At 66.4% G+C, this 21,168-nt stretch carries 10 protein-coding genes and 1 pseudogene; 3 read left to right on the top strand and 8 right to left on the bottom strand.

The features are described from left to right. Positions 1–81: 81 nt before the first annotated feature. Positions 82–792: a TetR/AcrR family transcriptional regulator gene (locus ACZ6SA_RS24285; RefSeq protein WP_465830575.1), complete on the top strand. Its 711-nt coding sequence runs from the start codon at positions 82–84 to the stop codon at positions 790–792. Between the two features lie 13 nt (positions 793–805). Here ACZ6SA_RS24285 and ACZ6SA_RS24280 read toward each other — a convergent pair whose 3' ends face one another. Further along, entirely contained in the window at positions 806–1,669 is an 864-nt protein-coding gene (locus tag ACZ6SA_RS24280; RefSeq protein ID WP_465830573.1) for an NmrA family NAD(P)-binding protein, read from the bottom strand. A gap of 277 nt (positions 1,670–1,946) precedes the next feature. Here ACZ6SA_RS24280 and ACZ6SA_RS24275 point away from each other — a divergent pair, with 277 nt between their 5' ends. Then, entirely contained in the window at positions 1,947–2,990 is a 1,044-nt protein-coding gene (locus ACZ6SA_RS24275) for an alcohol dehydrogenase (RefSeq protein ID WP_465830571.1), read from the top strand. A 173-nt stretch (positions 2,991–3,163) separates the two neighbouring features. Here the strand turns inward: ACZ6SA_RS24275 and ACZ6SA_RS24270 are convergent, their stop codons facing one another. Together ACZ6SA_RS24270 and ACZ6SA_RS24265 are read right to left on the bottom strand one after the other, a co-directional pair. Then, positions 3,164–4,381 carry a DNA cytosine methyltransferase gene (locus ACZ6SA_RS24270; RefSeq protein WP_465830569.1) on the bottom strand — a complete coding sequence of 406 codons (1,218 nt, stop codon included), beginning with the start codon at positions 4,379–4,381 and terminating at the stop codon, positions 3,164–3,166. Between the two features lie 47 nt (positions 4,382–4,428). After that, complete coding sequence (locus tag ACZ6SA_RS24265) at positions 4,429–5,400, bottom strand: DNA cytosine methyltransferase (protein ID WP_465830567.1); 972 nt, start codon at positions 5,398–5,400, stop codon at positions 4,429–4,431. Positions 5,401–5,632: 232 nt separating this feature from the next. Here ACZ6SA_RS24265 and ACZ6SA_RS24260 point away from each other — a divergent pair, with 232 nt between their 5' ends. Next, positions 5,633–7,351: a serine/threonine-protein kinase gene (locus tag ACZ6SA_RS24260; RefSeq protein WP_465830565.1), complete on the top strand. Its 1,719-nt coding sequence runs from the start codon at positions 5,633–5,635 to the stop codon at positions 7,349–7,351. 1 nt (position 7,352) lies between these two features. On the opposite strand, the pseudogene ACZ6SA_RS24255 reads toward ACZ6SA_RS24260, so the two are convergent. The 5 genes and pseudogenes from ACZ6SA_RS24255 to ACZ6SA_RS24235 all read right to left on the bottom strand — a co-directional run bounded on the left by ACZ6SA_RS24255 (position 7,353) and on the right by ACZ6SA_RS24235 (position 21,089). Further along, positions 7,353–9,430, bottom strand: a pseudogene (locus ACZ6SA_RS24255) (UvrD-helicase domain-containing protein). A gap of 49 nt (positions 9,431–9,479) precedes the next feature. Further along, on the bottom strand, positions 9,480–11,336 hold the full coding sequence (gene drmB / locus ACZ6SA_RS24250; protein ID WP_465830563.1) for a DrmB family protein: 1,857 nt from the start codon (positions 11,334–11,336) through the stop codon (positions 9,480–9,482). Positions 11,337–11,339: 3 nt separating this feature from the next. Then, on the bottom strand, positions 11,340–14,594 hold the full coding sequence (locus ACZ6SA_RS24245; RefSeq protein WP_465830561.1) for a helicase-related protein: 3,255 nt from the start codon (positions 14,592–14,594) through the stop codon (positions 11,340–11,342). After that, positions 14,572–16,428 carry a UvrD-helicase domain-containing protein gene (locus ACZ6SA_RS24240; RefSeq protein WP_465830559.1) on the bottom strand — a complete coding sequence of 619 codons (1,857 nt, stop codon included), beginning with the start codon at positions 16,426–16,428 and terminating at the stop codon, positions 14,572–14,574. The genes ACZ6SA_RS24245 and ACZ6SA_RS24240 overlap by 23 nt, the downstream gene beginning before the upstream one ends. Further along, entirely contained in the window at positions 16,425–21,089 is a 4,665-nt protein-coding gene (locus tag ACZ6SA_RS24235; protein ID WP_465830557.1) for a DEAD/DEAH box helicase, read from the bottom strand. Before ACZ6SA_RS24235 ends, ACZ6SA_RS24240 begins: the two co-directional genes overlap by 4 nt. Positions 21,090–21,168 lie beyond the last annotated feature (79 nt).

The following is a 21,168-nucleotide window of genomic DNA, read 5'->3' as shown; positions in this document are numbered from 1 at the left end:
CGGCAAACGTCGCTCCAGGTGGGAGGGCGCACGCCGAGCAGCGCTGAACCATCGATACGTTCCGAGCGGTATCGTTGCCCCATGTCGAGGAGCTCCCCGCCGGAGGGGCGACAGCTGACCCGCCAGCGGGTGGTCGAGGCCGCGGCCGGCCTCCTGGCCCGCGAGGGGCGCGAGGCGGTCACCACCCGCGCGGTCGCGGCGGCGGCCGGCGTGCAGCCCCCCGCGATCTACCGCCACTTCGCCGACATGGACGGCCTGCTCGACGCGGTGGCCGAGCACGGCTACGCCAGGTTCGTCGAGGACAAGCGGGCCATCCCCGCCCCCGACGATCCGGTCGAGGACCTGCGGGCGGGCTGGGACCTCGCCGTCGAGTTCGGGCTCACCAACCCGGCGCTCTACGCCATGATGTACGGCGAACCCCGGCGCGGCAGCGACTCGCCCGCGCATAAGGCCGGCATGGAGCTGCTCCTCGGGCGCATCCGCCGCATCGCCGCCGCGGGCAGGCTCCGCGTCGACGAGGCGCTGGCCGCCGCCGTCATCCACGCCACCGCCCGCGGGGCCGTGCTCACCTGGCTGTCGCTGCCCGAGGACCGGCGCGACCGGGCCCTGCTGACCGCCATGCGCGAGTCCATGGTCACCGCCGTCACCACGGAGAAGCCGGCCGTACGCGACCCGGGCCCCGCAGGCGCGGCCCGGGCGCTGCGCGCCGCGCTGCCGCAGCAGAGCACGCTCAGCGAGGCGGAGCAGCACCTCCTCCGCGAGTGGCTCGACCGCCTGGCGGCCGGCGGGTAGGTCCCCGCGCCGCTCAGGTGCCCGGCAGGTGCTTGCGCACGACGGAGCTCAGCGGGGTGGGTTCGTGGCCCAGCAGGCCGGCCAGGGCCGGGTCGACGGTGGCGAACTCGCCGGCGCGGGCGGCGACGAAGATGTCGATCAGATGGCCCGCGTACTCGTCGGGCACGCCGTGCTCCGTCAGCTGCCGCCGGAACGCGTCGTCGGGTGCGACGGTCCTGGTGACGGCGCGGCCGGTCACGTCCCCGGCAATGCCGGCGATGTCGTCGAAGGTGAGCGCCCGGGCCGCGGTGAGCGGGGGAGTGGGGCCGTCGAAGCGGCCCTCGTCGGCCAGCACGGCGGCGGCCGCGTCGGCGAGGTCCTCGTGGGCGGTCCAGCTGACCGGCCCGTCGGCGGGGAGCACGATCTGGTCGGAGCGCATGGCCTGGCTGAGGAACCGCACCGCGCTGGCGGCGTAGAAGCCGTTGCGCAGCGAGGTGAACGGCACGCCGCACGCGCGCAGTGCCTCCTCGGTCGCGGCGTGGTCGCGGCAGGCCTGGAAGCGCGAGGAGGCGCCGGCGGCCATGTGGCTGGTGTAGAGGACGCGGCGGGCGCCCGCCGCGACGGCCGCGCCGATCGCGGCGCGGTGCCCTCGTACGGCCTCGTCGCCCAACGCGTCGATCGAGACGATCAGCACCTGGGTGGCGCCCTCGAAGGCGTGGGCGAGGCTGCCGGGGTCGGCGAAGTCGCCGTGCCGCACGCGTACGCCCTGGTCGGCGAAGGCCCGGGCCTTGCCGGGGTCGCGGACGCTGACACCGACCTGGGCGGCGGGGACGCGGGTGAGCAGCCGCTCGACGATCTGGCGCCCGAGCAGTCCGGTGGCGCCGGTCACGATGATCATGTCGCACTCCAGTGGTCCGTTCCGATGGAAACGACTAAAGCTTATCACTGATAATATCGATGGAATCAAAAGTTCGTATCGCTGATATCGGCAGGGTGGACAAGCTGCTCAGCAGGCGAAGCGGGAGAACATCCGCGCCCGGGTGGCCCTGTCCGTACCTGCCTCCCGGGTACCAGCCCGCTCAGGGCCTGGTCAGAGCCGTTTCCGAGGGCTGCCGCGTGGTGTGCTGGGTATGGGCCCGATGGGGTCCGGTCCAGCCTTTCCGAAGGGGTTCATCATGTCCACGGAGACTTACGCCAAGCCGCTGACCGTACGAGCCGCCCAGGTCACCGAACCCGGCGGCGGATTCAGCGTGGTCGAGCGCGAGCTGCCCGAGCCGCAGCCGGGCCACGTACGGCTCACGGTCGAGGCCTGCGGCGTCTGCCGGTCCGACGCGGGGTTCGTCAACGCGGGCTTCCCCAACGTGACCTTCCCGCTGGTGACCGGGCACGAGATCGCCGGACGCGTCGAAGCGCTCGGCGACGGCGTCGACAACTGGAACGTCGGCGACCGGGTGGCCGTCGGCTGGTTCGGCGGCAACTGCGGCACCTGCCCGGCCTGCCGCCGGGGCGACTTCATCCACTGCGTCCGCATGCAGGTCCCCGGCTGGGCGTACCCGGGCGGCTACGCCGAGGCCGTGGTCGTACCCGTGTCCGCGCTGGCCCGCATCCCCGACGAGCTGAGCGCCGCCGAAGCCGCCCCCATGGGCTGCGCAGGCGTGACCACGTTCAACGCGCTGCGCCACAGCGCGGCAGGGCCAGGCGACCTCGTCGCCGTACTCGGCCTGGGCGGGCTCGGCCACCTCGGCGTGCAGTTCGCCGGCAAGCTCGGATTCGAGACCGTGGCCGTCGCGCGAGGCGCCTCCAAGGCCGAGGCGGCCAAGAACTTCGGCGCCCACCACTACATCGACAGCAACGCCGGCGACGTCGCCGGGCAACTGCAGGCCCTGGGCGGGGCGAAGGTCGTGCTCGCCACCGCGGCCAGCTCCGAGGCCATGAGCGCCGTCATCGACGGGCTCGGCGACAACGGCGAACTCATCGTGCTCGGCGCCACCCCCGAACCCATCCAGGTCAGCCCGTTCCAGCTCATCTCATCCAGCAGAACCATCCACGGCCACCCGTCCGGCACGGCCCGCGACGTCGAGGAAACCCTGCACTTCGCCGCCCTGACCGGCGTCCGCGCCATGATCGAAACCCGCCCGCTGGACGACGTCGCGGCCGCCTACGACCGCATGATGTCCGGCGAGGCCCGCTACCGCATGGTCCTCACCACCGGCAAGTAACCCGGGTCCTGTGGGAAAGCGGCAGCACCGGCTTGCCGCTTCCCATCCAGCTGACCAGCTACGAGGGTACGCCGCCATCAAGTGCGGTGGAGCATGACCCTGATGCTTTACGGGCGAGACACCGAGCGCGCGGCAGTCGGCCGCTGGGAACTATCGGCACCGTGCCACCGTCATTACACGTCCGGGCCGAACCACTGAACCTCACCACATTCGGCGAGATAGTTGTGCAGGGCTCCCGCAATCGCTCGAGCTAGCCCTACAGGTACGGCGTTGCCGATCTGCCGGGCGATCTCGACTTTGGATCCGCACCAGAGAAAATCGTCGGGGAAACCCTGGAGGAAAGCCGCCTCCATGTGCGTGATCGGCCTGTTGGCCTCAGGATGGAGATACCGCCCCTTCTCCGGCTTGTAGAACTCCGTGCGAATGGTAACCGAGGGCTCGTCCCACCGCACGCGGCCCATGACGTCTCCTGCGCCGGTGCGGTGCCTCAGCCAGTTCTCCGTGGACAGCCCGGGCTTGTCGGCGAGGCTGTGACGGTTCCCGCCCGGCGGAATGGCGGCATAGCGGGCAATCGAGAGCTCTGTCGGGATGCGCCCGATGTGAAGCTCGCTGGTCCTGAAGGTTCCAGGCACGAGTTTTCCGAGAAGGTCGATCTCTCGTTCAGGCAGAGTGGTGCTCTCAGTGGCCGCGGGTGTCCGCTCGAATACTGTCCGCGCGGTCAGCCACCTCGGATGATCGGCCTCGAACAGAGGCAGCTTGTCCGTTTCCTCTACCTTGCCTGGGCGTCGATGAGTCGGCTCGGGGTGCGTGAGCCACAGCCGGTTCGGGTGCTTGGCGACGAGGTCGCGATGGACCGCCAGGACGATGACCCGACGGCGGAACTGCGGCACCCCGTAGTCGGCTGCGTTGAGGATACGGGTCTCGACGCGGTAGTCGCTGAGCTCGCCGCCCTTCTCGGTGGCCTTCTGCAACAGGGTGTACTCGACGGACCGGAGGAACCGATCCACGTTTTCCATGACGAAGACCTTCGGCTGTAACGCCCTGACGATCTTCACATACTCCCGCCAGAGAGTGTTCCGAGGATCGTCGGGATCTTCCTTGCCCAGCCCGGAGAAGCCCTGGCACGGGGGCCCACCCAGGATGACGTCGACCTGCGACGTTACTGAATCGGGCGTCCAGTCCTTGATGTCCCCGGCGAACACCTTCGCCTCGGAACCGAAGTTGGCGGCGTAGGTGGAGGCTGCCGCCAGGTTGAACTCGACCGCACCGACGGTGCGGTAGGGGCAGGTCTTTGCGCCGTTGACGCGAAACTGATGAAAGCCTTCGCTGAATCCGCCACACCCCGCGAAGAGGTCCATGACTTTGATGGTGTCGGTGGTGCGGCCGGGCATGACCCTCACACTATCCGGAAGAGAGAGGTAGGAATCAAGCCAAATGCTCAGCGGGCGAGGGCCTGCGCGATGTGTCGTCCGACAGCGGTCGCGACAGCAGGCGGCATGGCCTGCGCCACCTGGCGGTAGGCGGCAGTCTTCCGACCCGTCACCTCCCAGTCGGTCGGAAGGTTCTGCAGGAGCTTCACCTGGGCAACGGTCAGCTTGGGCAGGCCGGAGCGGCCGGCCTGGGGCGCCAACACGAACTCGGGACCGGGCACCTCGTCGCCCAAGCTGCCGCCGTCCACGCCCAGGGCCTGCCAGGAGCGTTTCGACCTGGTGGGGCCCAGGTCCGCGCCGCCATGCTTCTTCGATCCACCGACAATCGTCGGAGCGACCTGATTCGCGATACGGGCCCACTCATCCGCTCCTGACCATGCTCGGCTTGCCATCGAATCACGGAGTGCCTCACCCAGGGTGGGGGCGTGGCAATTCCCCACAGGCCAGGAAAATCGTTCGAAATCGTCGGGACGCATGGCGATGATGATTCCGCTCCGCCGGGTCTGAGGGACACCGAAATGCTGCGCATCCAGAACTGATGACGTCCAACAATAGCCCATATGTTCCAACTCATTACTCACGAAGCGCCGGACGGCCTCGAATTTTGGATTCGTCAGCAGGTTGGATGTGCTCTCCAGCATGACGACCCGTGGCTGTACGTCCATGGTAAGGAAGATCACGGTACGGAGCAGATCTCGGCGGTCGGAGATCCCGTGCTGTCGGCCCGACGTGGCGAACGGTGCGCTCGGCACTCCTGCGGACAGGAGATCCACGTCGGCCACCCCGCCGTACTCCGTCCCCACGTAATCGTTGAGATCGGTCTGCAGCACCCGCCAGTCCGGCCGGTTGGCACGCAGGGTCGCACACGTCTGAGGGTCGTCGTCAACGAGCATGACGGGGTCGAATCCAGCGCGCTCGAGCCCCAACGCCTGGCCACCGACGCCTGCGCAGACCTCCAGGCTGGTGAAACGTGAATACATTACAGCTCTCCCATGACACGATACGGAGTTTATTCTTCTCGATTTACCATGGACGATAAAGGCCCAGGCGCTCCTCAGGGCGGGCTCTCTTGCCAAACTTGTTTTCGAATACTCTTCACGGCGCAGTATGCGGTTCGTGCTGGTAGGCCCCTAATGGGTAGGATCCCGACATCAATCAGGTGGTCGAGTCGCGGTTCCGGCATCGACGGCGGAGGGCATAGTGCGAAGCGGAGTGTCGCTGGCTGACAGATACCGACTTGAGGAGAAGCTGGGCGCGGGCGGTATGGGTGAGGTCTGGAAGGCCTTCGACACTCTTCTCGCACGACCCGTCGCGGTGAAGATCGTGCTCAGTCACATGGCGGAGGACCAGTCCAACATCGACCGGCTGCTGGCCGAGGCAAAGATCGTCGCTCCTCTCCAGCACTCCGGCATCGTCGTGGTCTTCGACGTGGGTGAGCACGAGGGGCGGATGTTCTTCGTCATGGAGTTGCTCAACGGCAAGAACCTGGCTCAGGTCATGGCATCTCACCGCCGGCAGGGGCTCTCGTGCGACCGGGCTGCGCTACTCGGTGAACGAACGGCCGACGCTCTCGCAGCCGCCCATGAGCGGAACATCATCCATCGAGACATCAAGCCCGCCAACATCATGGTCCTGCCCGACGATCGGCCCAAGATCTGCGACTTCGGCGTGGCGAGGATCATCCAGTCGGCGCAACAGCAGGTGACCTCGGGGATCGGCACCGCTGCGTACATGGCCCCTGAGCAGTTCGAGGGGCATGTGGATGCTCGCTCCGATCTCTACGCCCTCGGATGCGTGATGTACGAGATGACCACCGGCGAACAACCGTTCATGGGCGACTCCGCCCAGCTCATGTACAAACACATCACGCAAATGCCCACAGCTCCAAGCCTGATTCGGCCCACGTTGCCCTCTGCCATCGAGGACTTGATACTTGAGCTGATGGCCAAGGACCCCGCCGAGCGGCCACAGCACGCCAGCGAGGTCGCCGAGCGACTGCACGCGTTCCGCGGCCTGCGGACAAGTGAGCGGCAGAATTCGAGCAACGACCGGCCGGCTCCACTTCCCACTGTCGTGGCGACGCTGCCCAAGGCGACGGATTCTCGGTCCAACGCCAGGCTTCCCGATCTCCTCCGGCGGCTCGACGGCATCGGTCCTCTGACAGTTCCCCTCGGACAGGACCACGAGGGCGCACTGGTGCTCCTGAATCTTCAGGAGTCAGCTCACCTCCTCATCGGGGGTTCCGTCGGAACTCCCGAGTCCGACCCCGTTCGGGCGGTCGTGGCTACCCTGCTCGCTCGCACGCCCTCTACTCAGGTTCGCCTTGCCCTCATCGACTCTCACTCCGGCGAACTCTCCCGGTTCGCGGAGGCTCCTCATGTGCTGCCGATCGCGGGACCGAACGTCCTGCAGTGGGCGACGAGTGAGCTGGAGCGCCGCTACGCGGCTCTCCGGCAGGCGAAGTGCCGCCATGTCCATCAGCTCAAAGAGAAGATGCGGAGCGGAGTCCTGCCGCCCTCGACGGGCTCCCTCTATGGAGGCGACGACGCCTCCTACGCGGCCATCGTGGTCCTCGTCAACGAGTTGACTGAAGTCCTTCGCGCGGAAGGGGCGACAGCGGAAGCCGCGATAGTCTCACTTGCGAAGGTCGGCCGAGCTGCCGGCATCCATCTCGTTCTGCGCACCACGCGACCTACGGAGCAGGTGGTCACGCCGCACATCAGGTCCTACGTACCCGCGCGGCTGGGGTTGGCCGTCCCCTCGCACGACATGAGCCTTCGCGTGCTGGACGGATCGGGTGCGGAATCTCTCAGGCTGGGCGAGGGATTGTTCAAGGCGACGGCGGCGTCGAGGCCACGGAAGCTTCATCTCGGTGTCGTTTCCGACGCAGATATCAAGACGGTCCTCGACGGACTGTCGACGGGTTCGTGACTCAGGCGAGGAAGGGACTCGGTTCTCCGTGCCAGGAGACCGTCAGCCTTTCCCTGGCCCTGGTGCAGGCGACGAAGAGCAGGCAACGCTCTCGTTGCAGATCAGCCCGATGAGTCACGGCGTCCTCTGCCAACGGAGTGACGGCACGGGGAAGAGGAAGAAGATTGGAGCCCGCTCCGATCACTGCCACGCAGCGGAACTCCAACCCTTTCATCCTGTGCATCGTCATGGTCTGGACTCGACCTTCGCCGCCGGTCCGATCCCGAGTCAGGTGCTCCACCGGGAGACCCGCCCTTCCAAGGCTGCAGCCGCGTCCTGCGCCAGCGGAGCCGATCGGCCCGCGACTCCGATCTCTTCGGGCAGCACGCCCGCATCGAGCCACTCCCGCACCGTCTCCACCAGACGGTTCAGCTCGGCGTTGCGGGTAGCGGTGCCGTAGGAAGCCGGCTCGGGGCCGTGCACCTCAGAACGACATCCGGTGAGTGCGGCAGGATCCCCTGTCAGATCCTCGATCCGCTCGCCGGACAGCATCGCGCAACTCCATGTGAGGATCTCGGCGGTAGTTCGGTAGTTGACGGTGAGACGCGTCGACCGCCCGGCGACATGGATGCCCAGGGAGCCGAGAGACACCCGGCTGTCGTAGATCCGCTGGTGAGTGTCTCCAGCGATGAACAGGTCATCAGGCCCCTCCGCGACGGCGGCCCGCAACATCCGCCACCGGACCGGATGGAGATCCTGGGCCTCGTCCACCACCACGTGGTCGTACGGCTTGCTCTCGCTGGCATCCAGCAGTTTCGCCGCAGCGGCGCAGATGGTCTCGTACGTGTGCAGGTTGTCCGCGCGGAGCTGCTCCTCGAACTCGGAGATCGCGCGCCAGATCTGGGCACGCTGTACGCCCCCCAGCCGCCTTCCCCGGCCCGTCCTACGGGCGGACAGATAGGCGTCGGCATGGGTCACGTTCTGGGCGAGAACGACCTGGCGCCACTCCTCCGCCAGGAAGGTCTCGCCGAAGGCGGATGCTCGGCGTCGAACGACTCGACGCCACAATTCCCGCTCCTCGTCTCTCCCCAGCAGGCCGACGCGTATGTCGTGACGTTCGAGGACTCGGCGTGCGACCTGATCCACGGTCAATACGTGGATGCGGGACAGAACCTCGTCGTCGTTCTCCAGCAGTCGGAGTGACTCCTCCAACGACCGGGCGAGTGTGGAGGTGAACGTGGTGAGCAGGACCCGCCCGCCCCTGGACGCGAGATGCCTGGCCCGATGCAGAGCCACGACCGTCTTGCCCGTACCCGGCCCGCCCAGGACCTGGGCGGGACCCGAGTAGGAACGCAAGGCCGCGTCCCTCTGGAGCGGATGCAGATAGACCCGCCAACGGGCGAAGGGCTTCGAGAACAGCTCGATCAGCTCCTCGGGTCCTTCGACCAGAGCGATCCGGTCAGGAGTGCGCGATACCGCCGCCGAGACATCCTCGGGATCGAAGAGCTCGGGCTCGACGGAGCCGACGACCTCGTTCCAGACCTCTTCGACGGTCATGCCGGAGGCAAGCCCGAGCAGCACGTCGTACTGGCCACGCGGCAGGGTGCCGGCCAGTGTCTCGAGCAGTTCGACATCCGTCACCATCCGGGCGAAGCGTAGGATCTGATCGTCTATGCCGAGTCGGGCGAGGTCGCTGCCGGAGACGTGGCCGAAGAGCGGCTTGGCGGTACTAGGCCTGCCCCGAGTCAGGTTCGCGATAGCCGTGTCGATGGTCTCCTCGTCGCGAATCTCGATGTGACCCGTGGCGGCATTCACCGACAGCCGACAGTTGCGAGCCCAGGCGTACGCTTCGTCGTGGGTGTCGACCCGCAGCAGTGTGTGTTGATCACCGGATTCGGGTGCAAGTACGATGCCGCGGTATTTCAGATCGATGCGGATGCTCTTCAGCCGGCTGTCACGAGCGTTGATCTTTTCGAGGTGAGCGCCCGCATTGGCGGTGTGCTCGAACCTGAGGATCGTGTCGACCACCTTCTGCTGCACGGAGCGCTCCAGGCGGACGAAATCCTGGAGGAAGTCACGATGGATGCCTAGCCTCGTCACTTCCGCCCCTTCTGCTCCCGGCCTCCGAAGGCCGGGAGCGATCACGTGATCAACGTACTTGCTGGCTGCTCTGGAAGAAACCCGTCTGTGGATCGTCCGGAGTACCGACGAGCGCGGCCCTGTCCAGGAAGACGTTGTTGGTTTCGCAACTCGTCTCGGGAAGGAGCACGCATGCGTAGCAGGCGGCGAGATTGAGGCTGTCCACGCCGGAGGCTTCGGATTCCATGCAGGGAGGGTCCTGCGAGCACCAGGACGCGCGGGAGAGCGCCGAGGCGAGAGACGTCCGCAGTCTGCGGTGCTCGCCCTGGGCCACGATGCCGCCCAGGCTGCCCGCCGAGTCACTGGTCGCGGTGTAGATCAGTACGCCTGCCATGTCGTCGGACACGTACAGGCGCTCGCGTAAGGACGCGGCCGGATATCCGGAGTCGAGACTCCATTCATTGATCAGGACGTGTGCCAGCGTATGCAGCAGGAGGTAGCGTGGGCTGACCGGAGACCGCACCTGATCCAGCGGCCGGTCGCCTCTCGCGCGACGGCGAAGCAGAATCTCGTGCCTCTCCTTGATCAGTCCGGCGCGCTGAACCGGGCCCGGGCGCCTCTCCCATTGCCTGAGCAGATTCTGGTCAAGTGTGAAGAAGACGCCTTCACCGCTCACCTCGATCGCTGGCAGCCAGTCGATGTTGCCCGTGAAGAGCGCTGCCTTCCGGGTGTCGCCTCCTGCCGGATCCGGCATTTCCACCCGGGTGAAGGACTGCATGGCACGCACCTCGCGTAGGCGCTTCACCAACATCACACGCTGGATACCGGGAGGCGGTGGGACGTCGCGGTCTCGTTCGGGCGGAACACACTCGAAGTCGTCCCCACGATCGGCGTTCGCCGTGCCGTCGAACAGCTTCTGGTACTCCTCCTTCCTGAGCTCGTTGGCCGGCTCGAATCCCGCCTCGGCGTCCGAATCAGGTCGAGCGCTGGATTCCAGAGCCCGGCGGTCGTAGATAGCGTCGAGCACTTCCTTCGCCGTGAAGCGGCTGTTCTTCAGCATGCCGGTGTTCTTGATGAGGTTGAGGACTGCGTGTTCCGGAACACCGTCGTTGATGGCACCGTTGAGGGCCGCGTAGTGCTCGTTCAGTCGTTGCTGGAGCGAGTCGGACCAGGGCGGGATCGACAGGGCCGACCGGTTGATAGGGAACCATGCGGCCGACGAACCACGCTGGAGTGTGCGTGGTGTGGCGGGACAGCCGTTCTGTTCGGTGCCCAGTCCGAGCCAAGGGCGCCGCCCGCTGCACCTGATGCCCAGCGCCTCCATCGCGCTACGACCGAAGGCACCCTGCAGCGAGGCCTCCTTGCCGCACGAACACCGCACGACGACAGATCGCAGCGAAGCCGTGCGGCCGGTGCTGTGCAGAGTGAGACGGTGCTCCTTGGCGGCGTCCGGCGCGGTCTTCTTGTGCACCCACTCGAAATAGGGGAACTCGTCGAGGTGTCCCTGCTCACAGGCCACCACGAATCTGGAGGGGATCAACGGCTTCTCGCACGCCCCGCAGATGCTCTTGCTCTCGGGAGAGTTGAATCTCCTGAACGGTTGCAACACCTGGCACGTTCCGCAGGAGTACATGGTGGGGAACATGCGCACCTTGACGCCGTTGCCCGAGGTGGGGACGTCGGCGGGCGGAAGCTGGAAGTGGGTGACGCCAAGCCAGTGCTGGAGCCGAGGCTCGTAGAGCGCACCACCCCAGCGGGAGTTGTCCTTCCAGGTATCGAGCCCGCTGACGATGTACGACTTGTCCTCCATCGCGATCAAGGAACCGACCCCGTACGTGGTGATCAGTTGTGCGCGTCGTACGGCGCCGATGGGCGACTTCTTGATCTCCTTCTCACGTGCGCTCGTGCGCTTGTTGCGCAGGGCCATGTGTCAGCGCTCCAGATAGAGGTCGGCTTCGACGTCCACGTCCCGCATGCTCCACAACGTGGGGAAGGCCTCGGTGAGGTCCTCGTCGGAGTGGGTACGCAGCAGGGCGGAGTCAGCGGGACGCGGTTCGCTCGGCTTGAAGGACTTCTTCGCCTCGTAGTGAAGGTCCGGGTTGTTGTCGGCCATTTTGATCCACTCGTCGATGATCCAGTCCAGGTCGGACTCGGTGCCTTCGGCCTCGTCGGGGTCGACGGCGCGTACCCGGGCCATGATGATGTCCTTGAGCTCCTCAAGACGATGTCCGAACTTACGTACCCTGCGGGCGGCGTCGTTCGGTCGCATCTCCTTATAGATGAGCCGTCCCATGCCCACGAGGACCGCGTGCAGCGCACGGTCGCGGGCACGTGAGGAGAAGGGCGTGACACTGGTTGACTCGACCTGGCGGTAGAGAGCCGAGTGGTAGGGGATGAAACTCTCGTAGTGCGAGCGGTCCCGTGAGCGAGCGGCGTTGTAGAGGACCACGACGAGCCCAGGGTCGCGACGTCCCACGCGGCTGCTCGACTGGATGTACTCGGCCGTGGTCTGCGGCTGGCCCGTGATCGCCATGAGCCCCAGTCTGTCCACGTCGACCCCCACGGAGATCATGTTGGTCGCGAGCACGGTGTCGAAGGGCTCGCTGTTGGTGAGCCCCTTCTCCAGGTCCTTGAGCCGCTTGGGGATGTCGCTCGACTTAACCCGGCTCGTCAGCTCGGCGAGGTGGTCGGCGGGTCGGGTTCGTTCCTCGTCGTCCTTGGCGAGGTGCTTGAGTCGGTCCTGAACGTCGTCCAGAACCTGCAGTTCCGCTGCGGCGAGTAGACGCAAGCTGGAGAAGTAGCCCACCAACGTCCAATAGGCGTCGCGGACGTTCTCCTCCCCCTCGATCTTCTCGGCATGATGCAGGAGCGCCGCGTAGGCCCGGATCAGGAGAGTGGCCTGACTGGTGCTCGGTGTCAGCAGACCGACATAGAGACGCGACGCCTTCACCTCGGCGGGCGTCTCCACGGCGAACCAGGAGTCTCGCGCGTCCAAGCCGGCGGGCGGGAACTGCCGCACCCGGCGGTTGAAGAGCTTGAGGCCCTGGTCCTTCGCCTTGCGGATGGTTGCGGTGGAGGCGAGCACCTTAGGTTGGTCCGCGGCGGCGTCGATCGCGGTTTCGTAGAGTCCGGTAAGTGTGCCCAGAGGGCCGGAGATCAAATGAAGCTCGTCCTGGACGATGAGCTCCGGCCCTGGTGTTCCCGCCAGATCCTGGTTGAAGAGCGAGGCGACCTCCTCGCGCCAGGCGATCTGCGCGAACTTGTCGACAGTAGCGATGAGGAGTGTCGGCCGCACCCGGTAGATGATCTCGTCCACGACATGGACCGGCAGCGCCTCGCGGAAGTCGCAGTCCTGGTTGGGGCAGAAGATCCGCATGTGCGAGGTCGTGGCGTCCGCTTCGTAGTGCCAGGCGTCCATCTCGACCCCGCACCATGGGCATGCGCGTAGCTGTACAGGATTGTCCTGCTGAAGCTCACCGCCCTCGCGCAGCTTCTTGATGCCAGCCTCTGCCTCCTTGAGGCGGTTCGGCGTGGCGGCGTTGCCCACCCACATGCCGATGGAGATGGTCTCGTGGCCGAATTCCTGGGGCCGCTTGTGGCGAATGGTCTCCATGGCGCAGATGAGCGCCGCGGCCCGCTCGAACTGTTGCAGTGTCAGCAGTCGAAGCGTGTACCGCATCAGCGCCGTGACCCCGCCGCCCTGAGCTCCGTTCCGCAGCCGCCGGAGGAAGACGGTGAAGGCGATGAGCCCCAGGTAGGCCTCGGTCTTGCCACCGCCGGTCGGGAACCAGAGCAGGTCGGCCTCGCGGCGGTCGTCGTGGTCCGGATCGACGATGCCGTTGAGGCAGAGCAGCATGAACGCTATCTGGAAGGGACGCCAGGCGCCGTCGAGCACCACATCCCCGGTCCGGCCGGACTTGATCCAGCTGGTCCGCCCCCGTTGCAGCGCCATCGCCTGATTGGCGGCCCGGAAGGCGGTCATGGCGACAGGGTCGTTCTGCAACGTCTCGATACCTGCGACCACCCGGTCGCATGTCCCTTCGCACTGCCGTACCTGCTCGGCCGCGGCGGTACCGTACTCCGTGTCGGCAAGAAGCAGCGCCTCCTCCGCGCGCTCGGCGATCCAGGCGCGATAGCCAGCAGCCAGTCGGCGAAGCGAGGCCAGGACGTCCGCGTCGGGGGCCTGGGCCAGATAGAGCATGCCCAGCCCGGAGGCGTCGATCTCCGGGTTGGAGTCGGTCAGTAGCATCTCCTTGGCGGGTACGAAAGTGGTCCAGATCTCGGAGACACGGGCCAGCGCTCCCCGCAGCAGTTCCTCGGAACGAGGAGCCGGGGGAGTCCAGTCCCAGTCGACCGCGCAGCCGTGTCCGACGGCGAATGAGGGCGCGTAGCGGTACAGGAGGCGATTGGCGCGAATCTCATCCTCGTCAGCCCCCACCGGGACCGGCCGCTCCACCAGGGCCTTCGTTCCCTCCTCCGTATTCGACACCCGCAGCTCAGGCTGGAAGAAGCAGAAAGGGTCCTGCAACTCGTACGGATCGCACTCGTGCACGTTGAGCAGAGCCGCGGTCACCGATACCGCACCGGTGTCGGCGTCCGCGGGTCGTACCCTGACGCGGAGCTGCAGACCCGGCGCAAGAGGCTGTACGACCGAGCCGGGGTCGGTGACGTCCACCTCCACGATCGGCAGCTCCAGGACGCGCCGCCGCCAGCGCAGCTTCTGCTCGTCGGTGGTACGTCGCACCGCGCGCTGGGCCTTGGTGGGATTGCCGTCGACGTCCACGGGCTCGTACACGGCCGCTGAAGTTGCCACGCGGATCTTGGGGGCAAGGGCGGCATCGACACCGAAGGTGAGTCCCATCGAGGACGGGGCGAGGCTGTTGGCGAGTGAGACCCCTGTGTCGGGCGTCTCGTCCACGGGAAGCAGGGCAGGCGCCTGATCGTTGTCCTGCTGGACTAGCCGTTCCGCGTCGGCCCGTTCGAGCAGTTCCTCGGCGTCGTGGCGTCCCGCGAACCGCTCCTCGTCTTGCTGCGGCGGAAAGAGAATGCCGGCGGCGTAAGAGGTCGTGGGAAGGTCGTCGAGCGTCTCCGCCGCTCCATCCACAGGTCCCAGCAGATCGAGCCGAAGCCGCTTGACCATCTCCCTGCGGAACCGGTAGTGCTCACTGTGCTTCGTCACCGGCATCTTCCTTCTTGTCCCAGGTGAACCGGCCAAGACCGACGAGTCTCGGCACCAACCAAACGCCGTGGGGGCCAAGACCCGCACGGATGCCCGCCGATTCGCTGCCCGCGACGGTCTCGAGGCCGTCCACGAAGACTTCGTCGATCGACCGGGGCCAGTTCCGCGGTACGAAGCTCTTGCTGGTCTTCAGATGCCGGTACAGATCGGCTTTGAATCCTTCCGAGGTCGTCCCGACAGGGCGGCCTTCATACATGATCAGATAGGGCGGGCTCTGCTCTGTCTCGAGCGCGTCGGTCTCCAGCCGCTTCAAAAGCACCTGGCCGCCAGCCAGGACCTTCGTCCGCAGATAGTCCTGAAGCTCGCCGGCCTCGCACGAGAAGTCCCGGGTACCGGCGGGGTGATCTGCATGGACGTCACCGGCGATGAGTTCCATACCGTCCCGACGCCAGTACTGGAACCCGTATCGGCCCCATCGTCCGGTGCTGCGATCGATGCGAAGGTGGCGGACGTCGACAGGGTCGAGCCAGAGCAACTCCTTGCGCGGCCTTGTCATCGCCACGTAGAGCAGGCGAGCCGCCTCGGCGGGGTCCTCGTCCCGTTCGGGGACGAGCGGACCAGGATCGACGATGACCACTCGGTCGAACTCCAGCCCTTTGGCGCGGTGGAATGACGACACCAACAGACGAGAGGGAGGCTGGGCGGTAAGTTCGTCCGGCAGCCGACTTCCCGCCAGGGCCGCGCGAAGTCTTGCCAGATCGAGATGCCGGTCTCCACCACGCACCCCGCCCGTCCGCTGGAGGTGCCTCCACAACCGGTCATGGTTCTCGCCTTCCGACAACGCGATCTCGTCGAACCTGTCGCGGCTGAGGCTCGCCCCGTCCGTCGCAGCGAACAGGGACGCCAACCAGGCAGGAGCGACGCGGTCACCCGCCGAACGCTGGAGCCGATGTGGGATGCCGAAGCGGTGCATCTCTGCCGAAACCACCAACGCCTGCCCGTTGGTACGGCACAGCACGGCCGTGGTGCCGCCGTAGTCCCGCAGCGCCTCCAACGAGAACGCCTCCAGAGCACCCAGGTTGAGTGAGTCCCGCAGCTTGTTGCGGAGCATGCCGTGGTGCAGCGACGTCTCGTCGATGCCCTTCTCGGTGATGCCCCTGAGCAGTGGACCCATCTCTAGCGCGATGCGCGCCTCCTCGGTCTGGGCCCGGAAGTTGTCGGTGAGGTGCAGCTCGACCAGATCTTCTCCGAAGGTGGCGCGCAGCCAGTCGAAGAACCGGTTGGTCTCGCCCGCCCTCTCTTGAGGGTTCGGAACGGTGAACCCGTATATCGACTGCGCCGGGTCACCCACCACCGTGAACCCGCAGTCGAACCGTTCCAACAGGACCTCCACGAGGTCCCGCCGGGACCCGACGAGGTCCTGAACCTCGTCGACGACGACATGCCGCAGATCTTCGAACAGATCGTCGGCCAAGCCGTCCTCGACCGCCTGGCGCGCGCCCTCGATTCTCGCCTCGAACGACCGGTGCTGCCACTCGGTGGTGGCGTCGACCCTCCTGAGGACGTCGAGCGCCCAGGAGTCGAACGTCTGGGCGCGGAGGAAGCGGACGCCGTCACCGTGGCGGGCGAGCCTCTCGCGCAGTTCGCGCACGGCGGCACGGGAGAAGGTGAGCACAAGGATTTCCCCAGCGCTCAGCTCCTCCTGCGCCATCAACCGGTCCAAGCGCCGGACGAGCGTGTACGTCTTGCCAGCACCGGCCCCGGCGGTGACAAGTACCAGGGCATCCGCCGGTTGCGCGACCACAGCCTGCTGCTCGGGTGTCAGCCTGAGTTCGCTCATCTCCGGCTCCACAGATATTCGAAGCCGGTGAATGCCAGCTTCTTGTCGTAGTTGACAATGTTGTCCGTCACGTCAAGGATCAGACAGGTCTCCTTGCCGCCGTTGAGCGGGCCACGCAGTCCGCGTCCGATCATCTGCTGATAGACGTTGGGGCTGTAGGTCGGTCGGGCGACGATGACGACCTCGGTCGCCGGCGCGTCGAACCCTTGGGCGAGCACGCCGTAGTTGGTCAGGACCCGAATCTTCCTCGTCCTGAATTCCTCGATGTGGGCACGCCTGTCGGAGTCCGGGGTAGCGGAGTCGATTGCGGCAGCGGAGATGCCGCGGCCACGCAACAATGCCGCCATCAACTTGGCATGGTTGACGGAGGTGGCGAACAACAGCACCGGGCTGTCGACGGGCAGCGCCTCGATCTCTCTGATCAACATGTTGTTCCGGTCGGTGTCCTGTCCCAAGGACTCCTCCACGGAGGCGGGCAGACGTCCACGCTGGAAGCCCGAGGTGGCCTTCAGCTCCTCCTCGCTGAGCTCGATTGTGGCGCCCTTGAGCTCGCGGTGCTCCACCCGGGCGAGCACCCCCAGTTCCTGAAGCTCGGCATAGGGGTCGCCGCCGAAGATGCCCTCGTCCAGTCGAGTGCGCCCATACCGCTCGACCAACCGGTTGGTCTCGATCTCGTTGAACCCCCGGTACGGCGTGGCGGTCAGTCCGATCAACGGTCGGGACGACTCGCGGTGAGTGATGCCCAGGGACTTGAGAAGGTCCGTGTACCGGGGCGTGATCGAGAAGTGAGCCTCGTCGATGACGACCAGCGCGGCGTTTCTGAGCCAGCCGTACTCGGGCTTGTCGAGGCAGGTCTCGAGCTTGGCGTCGGTGGCCACCACCAGGTGGACGGTCTCCTTGTTCGCGGCGGCCTCACGACTCGACCACAGCCGGTTTATCGTCAACTGCTCCGCCGGGCCCACCTTGGACCAGACGAAGGCCCAGCTTTGTACCGCCTGCTCGCACAACTCCTCGCTCTGCGCGATCCAGAGCACCGGCTTGCCGTCGAGCCCCCGCTCCTTGATCACGCGAATGATGGCCTCGGCCGCTACTCGAGTCTTGCCGGCACCGGTGGGCAGACACAGCATGGCCCTGGGCGCCTCCCAGCGGGTGAGCAGGTCGAAGGTCTTCTGCGCGAGGCGCTCCTGATAGTCGTGCAGACGGGGGAAGGCGGTGGGGCCGCTGACCCGTTGGACGGGAGGTAGGGTCTCGCCTCTGGTCCCCGCGTAGGACTCGGACAGCCCGAGGTCGTTGACGAGGCGAACCGAGTTCGTGTCGCCGCGGAAGCTGGCTGCCGCCTCCGGCAGGTTCGCTTCGATGTCCTTGCGGTAGACACGGAGCAGGTCGGTGCCGTGGGCGTTGTGCGCGAGCGTCGCGATCCGCCGGTCGTCGGCCGGCCTGCCGCGCTCCACCTCGTCGATCTCCAACAACCCTTGAGGCAGCCCTTTCTTCAGCGCGTCCACTCCCACGAGGTGCAGCACCTTGTCCGCCACGTCCGTTGCTTCGCGGGCCTTCTTGATCCGCTCGTTGTTGCGCTGCTGCCTGCGGCGCTCCAGCACGCCGCGGCATCCACCGGAGCCCAGGCCCAGCTTGAGCACCTTGTCGATCTCAGCCAACGTCGCCTCGTCGTTCGCCGGACGCAGGACGAGCACCTTGTGCTCCTCCGTCTGCACGGCAGAGGGGAGGACCTCGGCGCGTGCGCCGTGCGGCGTACGAACGACTTCTTCGAGTTCGTCGCATCGCACGAGTGACCAGCCTTCGGTCTGAGCCCTCTTTACGATTTTCAGATGGGAGAACTCATCGGTGAGGGGAACGGCCTCCGACTGCTCGACCCAGCGCAGTTCCTTCTGAATGACGTCGTCCGGAGCCAGCATCCTCCAGTGCTCGCGCATCAGGCCGGCGGCCTCGGCAGAAGGAGCCAGGAGCGCAGGGATCTGCTCCCTGACAAGGGCCTCGTACTGCGTGCGGTCCGCAGTGACCGCGATCTCGCCGTCCGGGATGTCCGTACGCCACTCCGAGCCCAGGCGACAGCGTGTATCCCCACCCTCTGGCCACTTGGCGTCGGCCTCGAAGATGAGCGCGTAAACCCTGCCGGCGAAGGCGTCGTCGGTGGACGTGGCGGCCTCTTCGACCAGCTCAGCCCATGTCGAGGACTTGACCTCGCCGAGTGCGTGTGGCAGGCCGAGCATGTTCGACACCGCCGGGGAGACCCTGGCGACGGGCAGGACGTGCTCGTACCTCCTGAGTTCGGGCCCCACGGCGTGCGTCACCGGCTTAAGACCGCGGGAAGTCTCGAGGTAGCCGTGCTTGCGAGCCATCCACCTCAGCGGTGAGACCACCGTCTTCCGGGTGGCGACCTGCTTGCCGACCTGCATCGTCCAGTGATGAACCAGGCCGTTGTCCGGAAGCTGCTGGAGAAATGCCGCGCGTCCCTCCTCGGACAGCTCACACAGGAACTCGAGCGGTCCTGCGGGGTTGCTTCCGTCGAAGTTCATCGTCGTGTGCATGGGGCGGTGATCGGAGGGCGACAGCTTACGACAGTAACCCTCCCAGAGCGTCTGGGTGTACCGGGTGAACCACGGCTCGCTCCTCGGGTCGACCCCCGACTTCGGTCCGTCCAGCAGGCCGAGGTCACGCAGGATCACCCGGTCGTCGCGATGGAAGTCGACGTCCACCGAGATGTGGGCGTCACGGGACCCGTCAGCCGGGACGACACGGCCAGGAAGCAGACACTCGCGAATCCGGCGGAAGTCTCCGGAGGCGGTCTTGACCTTGAGCTCTTCCTCGGTCTTGATGTCCGTGCTCTTCAGAGCGGTGAGGGTGCCCGCCGGGCCTGCGAGACGGGACAACTCCCAGAAGGAGGCCCAGTCCTTGTCGGAGTAGCTGGAGAACCCCTGCTCCACGACAGAGGCGAACCGGCCCTGGTAGTCGGCCTCGTGCACCCCGAGCTCGTTCAACGCCAGGACCGCGGCAGGATCGCCGGCGTACACCCGCTCGTCGACGTACACCGTGTTGTCGACCAGACCATCGCTGCCCGAACGCCGGAAGACCCGCCCCGATGGTGCCACGAGGCCGAAGGACTCGGTGAGCACGATGCGCGCCTTGAGCGCGTCCGTCGCCCCGGGGTGCCCGTGCCGCCGCATCTCGGCAGCAATCTTGATGGCACGTGCGGAGGCCTGGGGGGACTTGTCCTCCAACAGCGCTTCCAGCCATTCCTTCGCGTTCTTCGTGATCACGCCGGCGGCCGCCTGGATGTAGCCGACCTTGTCCCGGCGGTACTGGCCGCTGTCGACCGAGTGATGGCACCAGTTCCGAGGGCGGCCCGGATGACCGGCCCAGAGTTCCAGCCATTCGGGTCGCAGCTTGTCCGGATGCAGATGAACGGTGGAGACGGTGCCGAACACCCCGTCCTGGTCGGGTATTGTCGGCCGGTTGGCCGCGGCCGACCAGATCGACCTGACCAGCTCCATGGCTGCCCACTGGGGCTCCTCCTTGCCACGTGCGGGCAGCGCGTCCAAACATGCGCAGGGGTCGTCGTCACGGCTGAGCTCGGGCAGTGAATCGACGATGAGCTCGGCTGCCACCTTGATCAGTTCATGGTTGAAGCTGTTGTTGTTGTACAGGTTCTGGCGGTCCTCGCTGGTCTTCCACGGTGCGTTGATGATGCCCCGCAACGTGGTCTCGTAGTTCGTGGGAAAGAAGGCCCAGAATCTTCCCCGCCCCTCCATGCGACCCACGGGCACCGCCCAGGACACGTCGATCTCGGGGCGGTCGTGCAATTCGCCGGCCTCGGCCAAAGCCTGGGCGGAGGGCCGGTGCGTCCGGGAGAACACCCGCCAGCTGTCGACCGTCGCCTTCTTCCCGGAACGTTCCACCTGAAGGTTGTGCAGGCCGCGCTGCACGCGGTGGGAGATCTGACGAACGACGGGCTTGGACGTACGGCGGTCCTGCAACGTGACCGTGCCCACGTGCGCCGAGAACAGCGCGAATTCCTGAGGGAACTCCGTGAGGTCGCGCCCGAGGCGGTTGACTGCCGTGGGCTTGAGCGGAAGCCGTACGACGGTGGTGGCCCACCCCAGCAGCTCGGCCAGGATCGGATCGGCCGCTGCCGCAGCATCCCGGTCCAGGGGACGCGCCATGCGCAGCACCGGTGTCTCGGCGGCGGTGGGCTGCACCGTCCTGATCCTCTCGGCCGCCCAGTCCCGATCGAAGCCGAAGCTCTTGTCGTCCTCCGCGCTGAAGAACTCCGGGACGTCGGTGACGCTGAGCACCGACTTGACACCCACGCCGAATCGCCCGATTTGTCCTCCCCGCTTCCGGGAAACGCCCATGCGGAGAATGGTGTCGGCCCCGTCGGGCGTGATGGCCGACCCTTGGTTGGCGCAATACAGATGCGATGTCGTCAGCACGACGGCGATTTGGCCACCGGGGTTGTCCCGGAGTTCGTCGGCGCCGTTCTGGACCAACTCGTAAATCTGCCGATCGCCGTATCCGCCCTCCTTGATGCGGCGCTCGTTGTTCGCATGTTCCTGGATGAGACCTGGGTCGATCCGGTACGTCTCCAGGACACGCGCCGACTGGTTGCGGACCACATCAAGCACGGAACGTTCTACGTTGCCCATCGCGCGGCCGACTCCTAACTGTTTCAGGGGAAGCCCGGGCGCGCTGAACAAACCTCATCCGTAGAAAAGAAGGCGTGCT

It is taken from the genome of Nonomuraea sp. NPDC049378, assembly GCF_055586745.1.
Note: the sequence above shows the minus strand (reverse complement) of the source record. Positions and strands in the feature narration are given on the sequence as shown.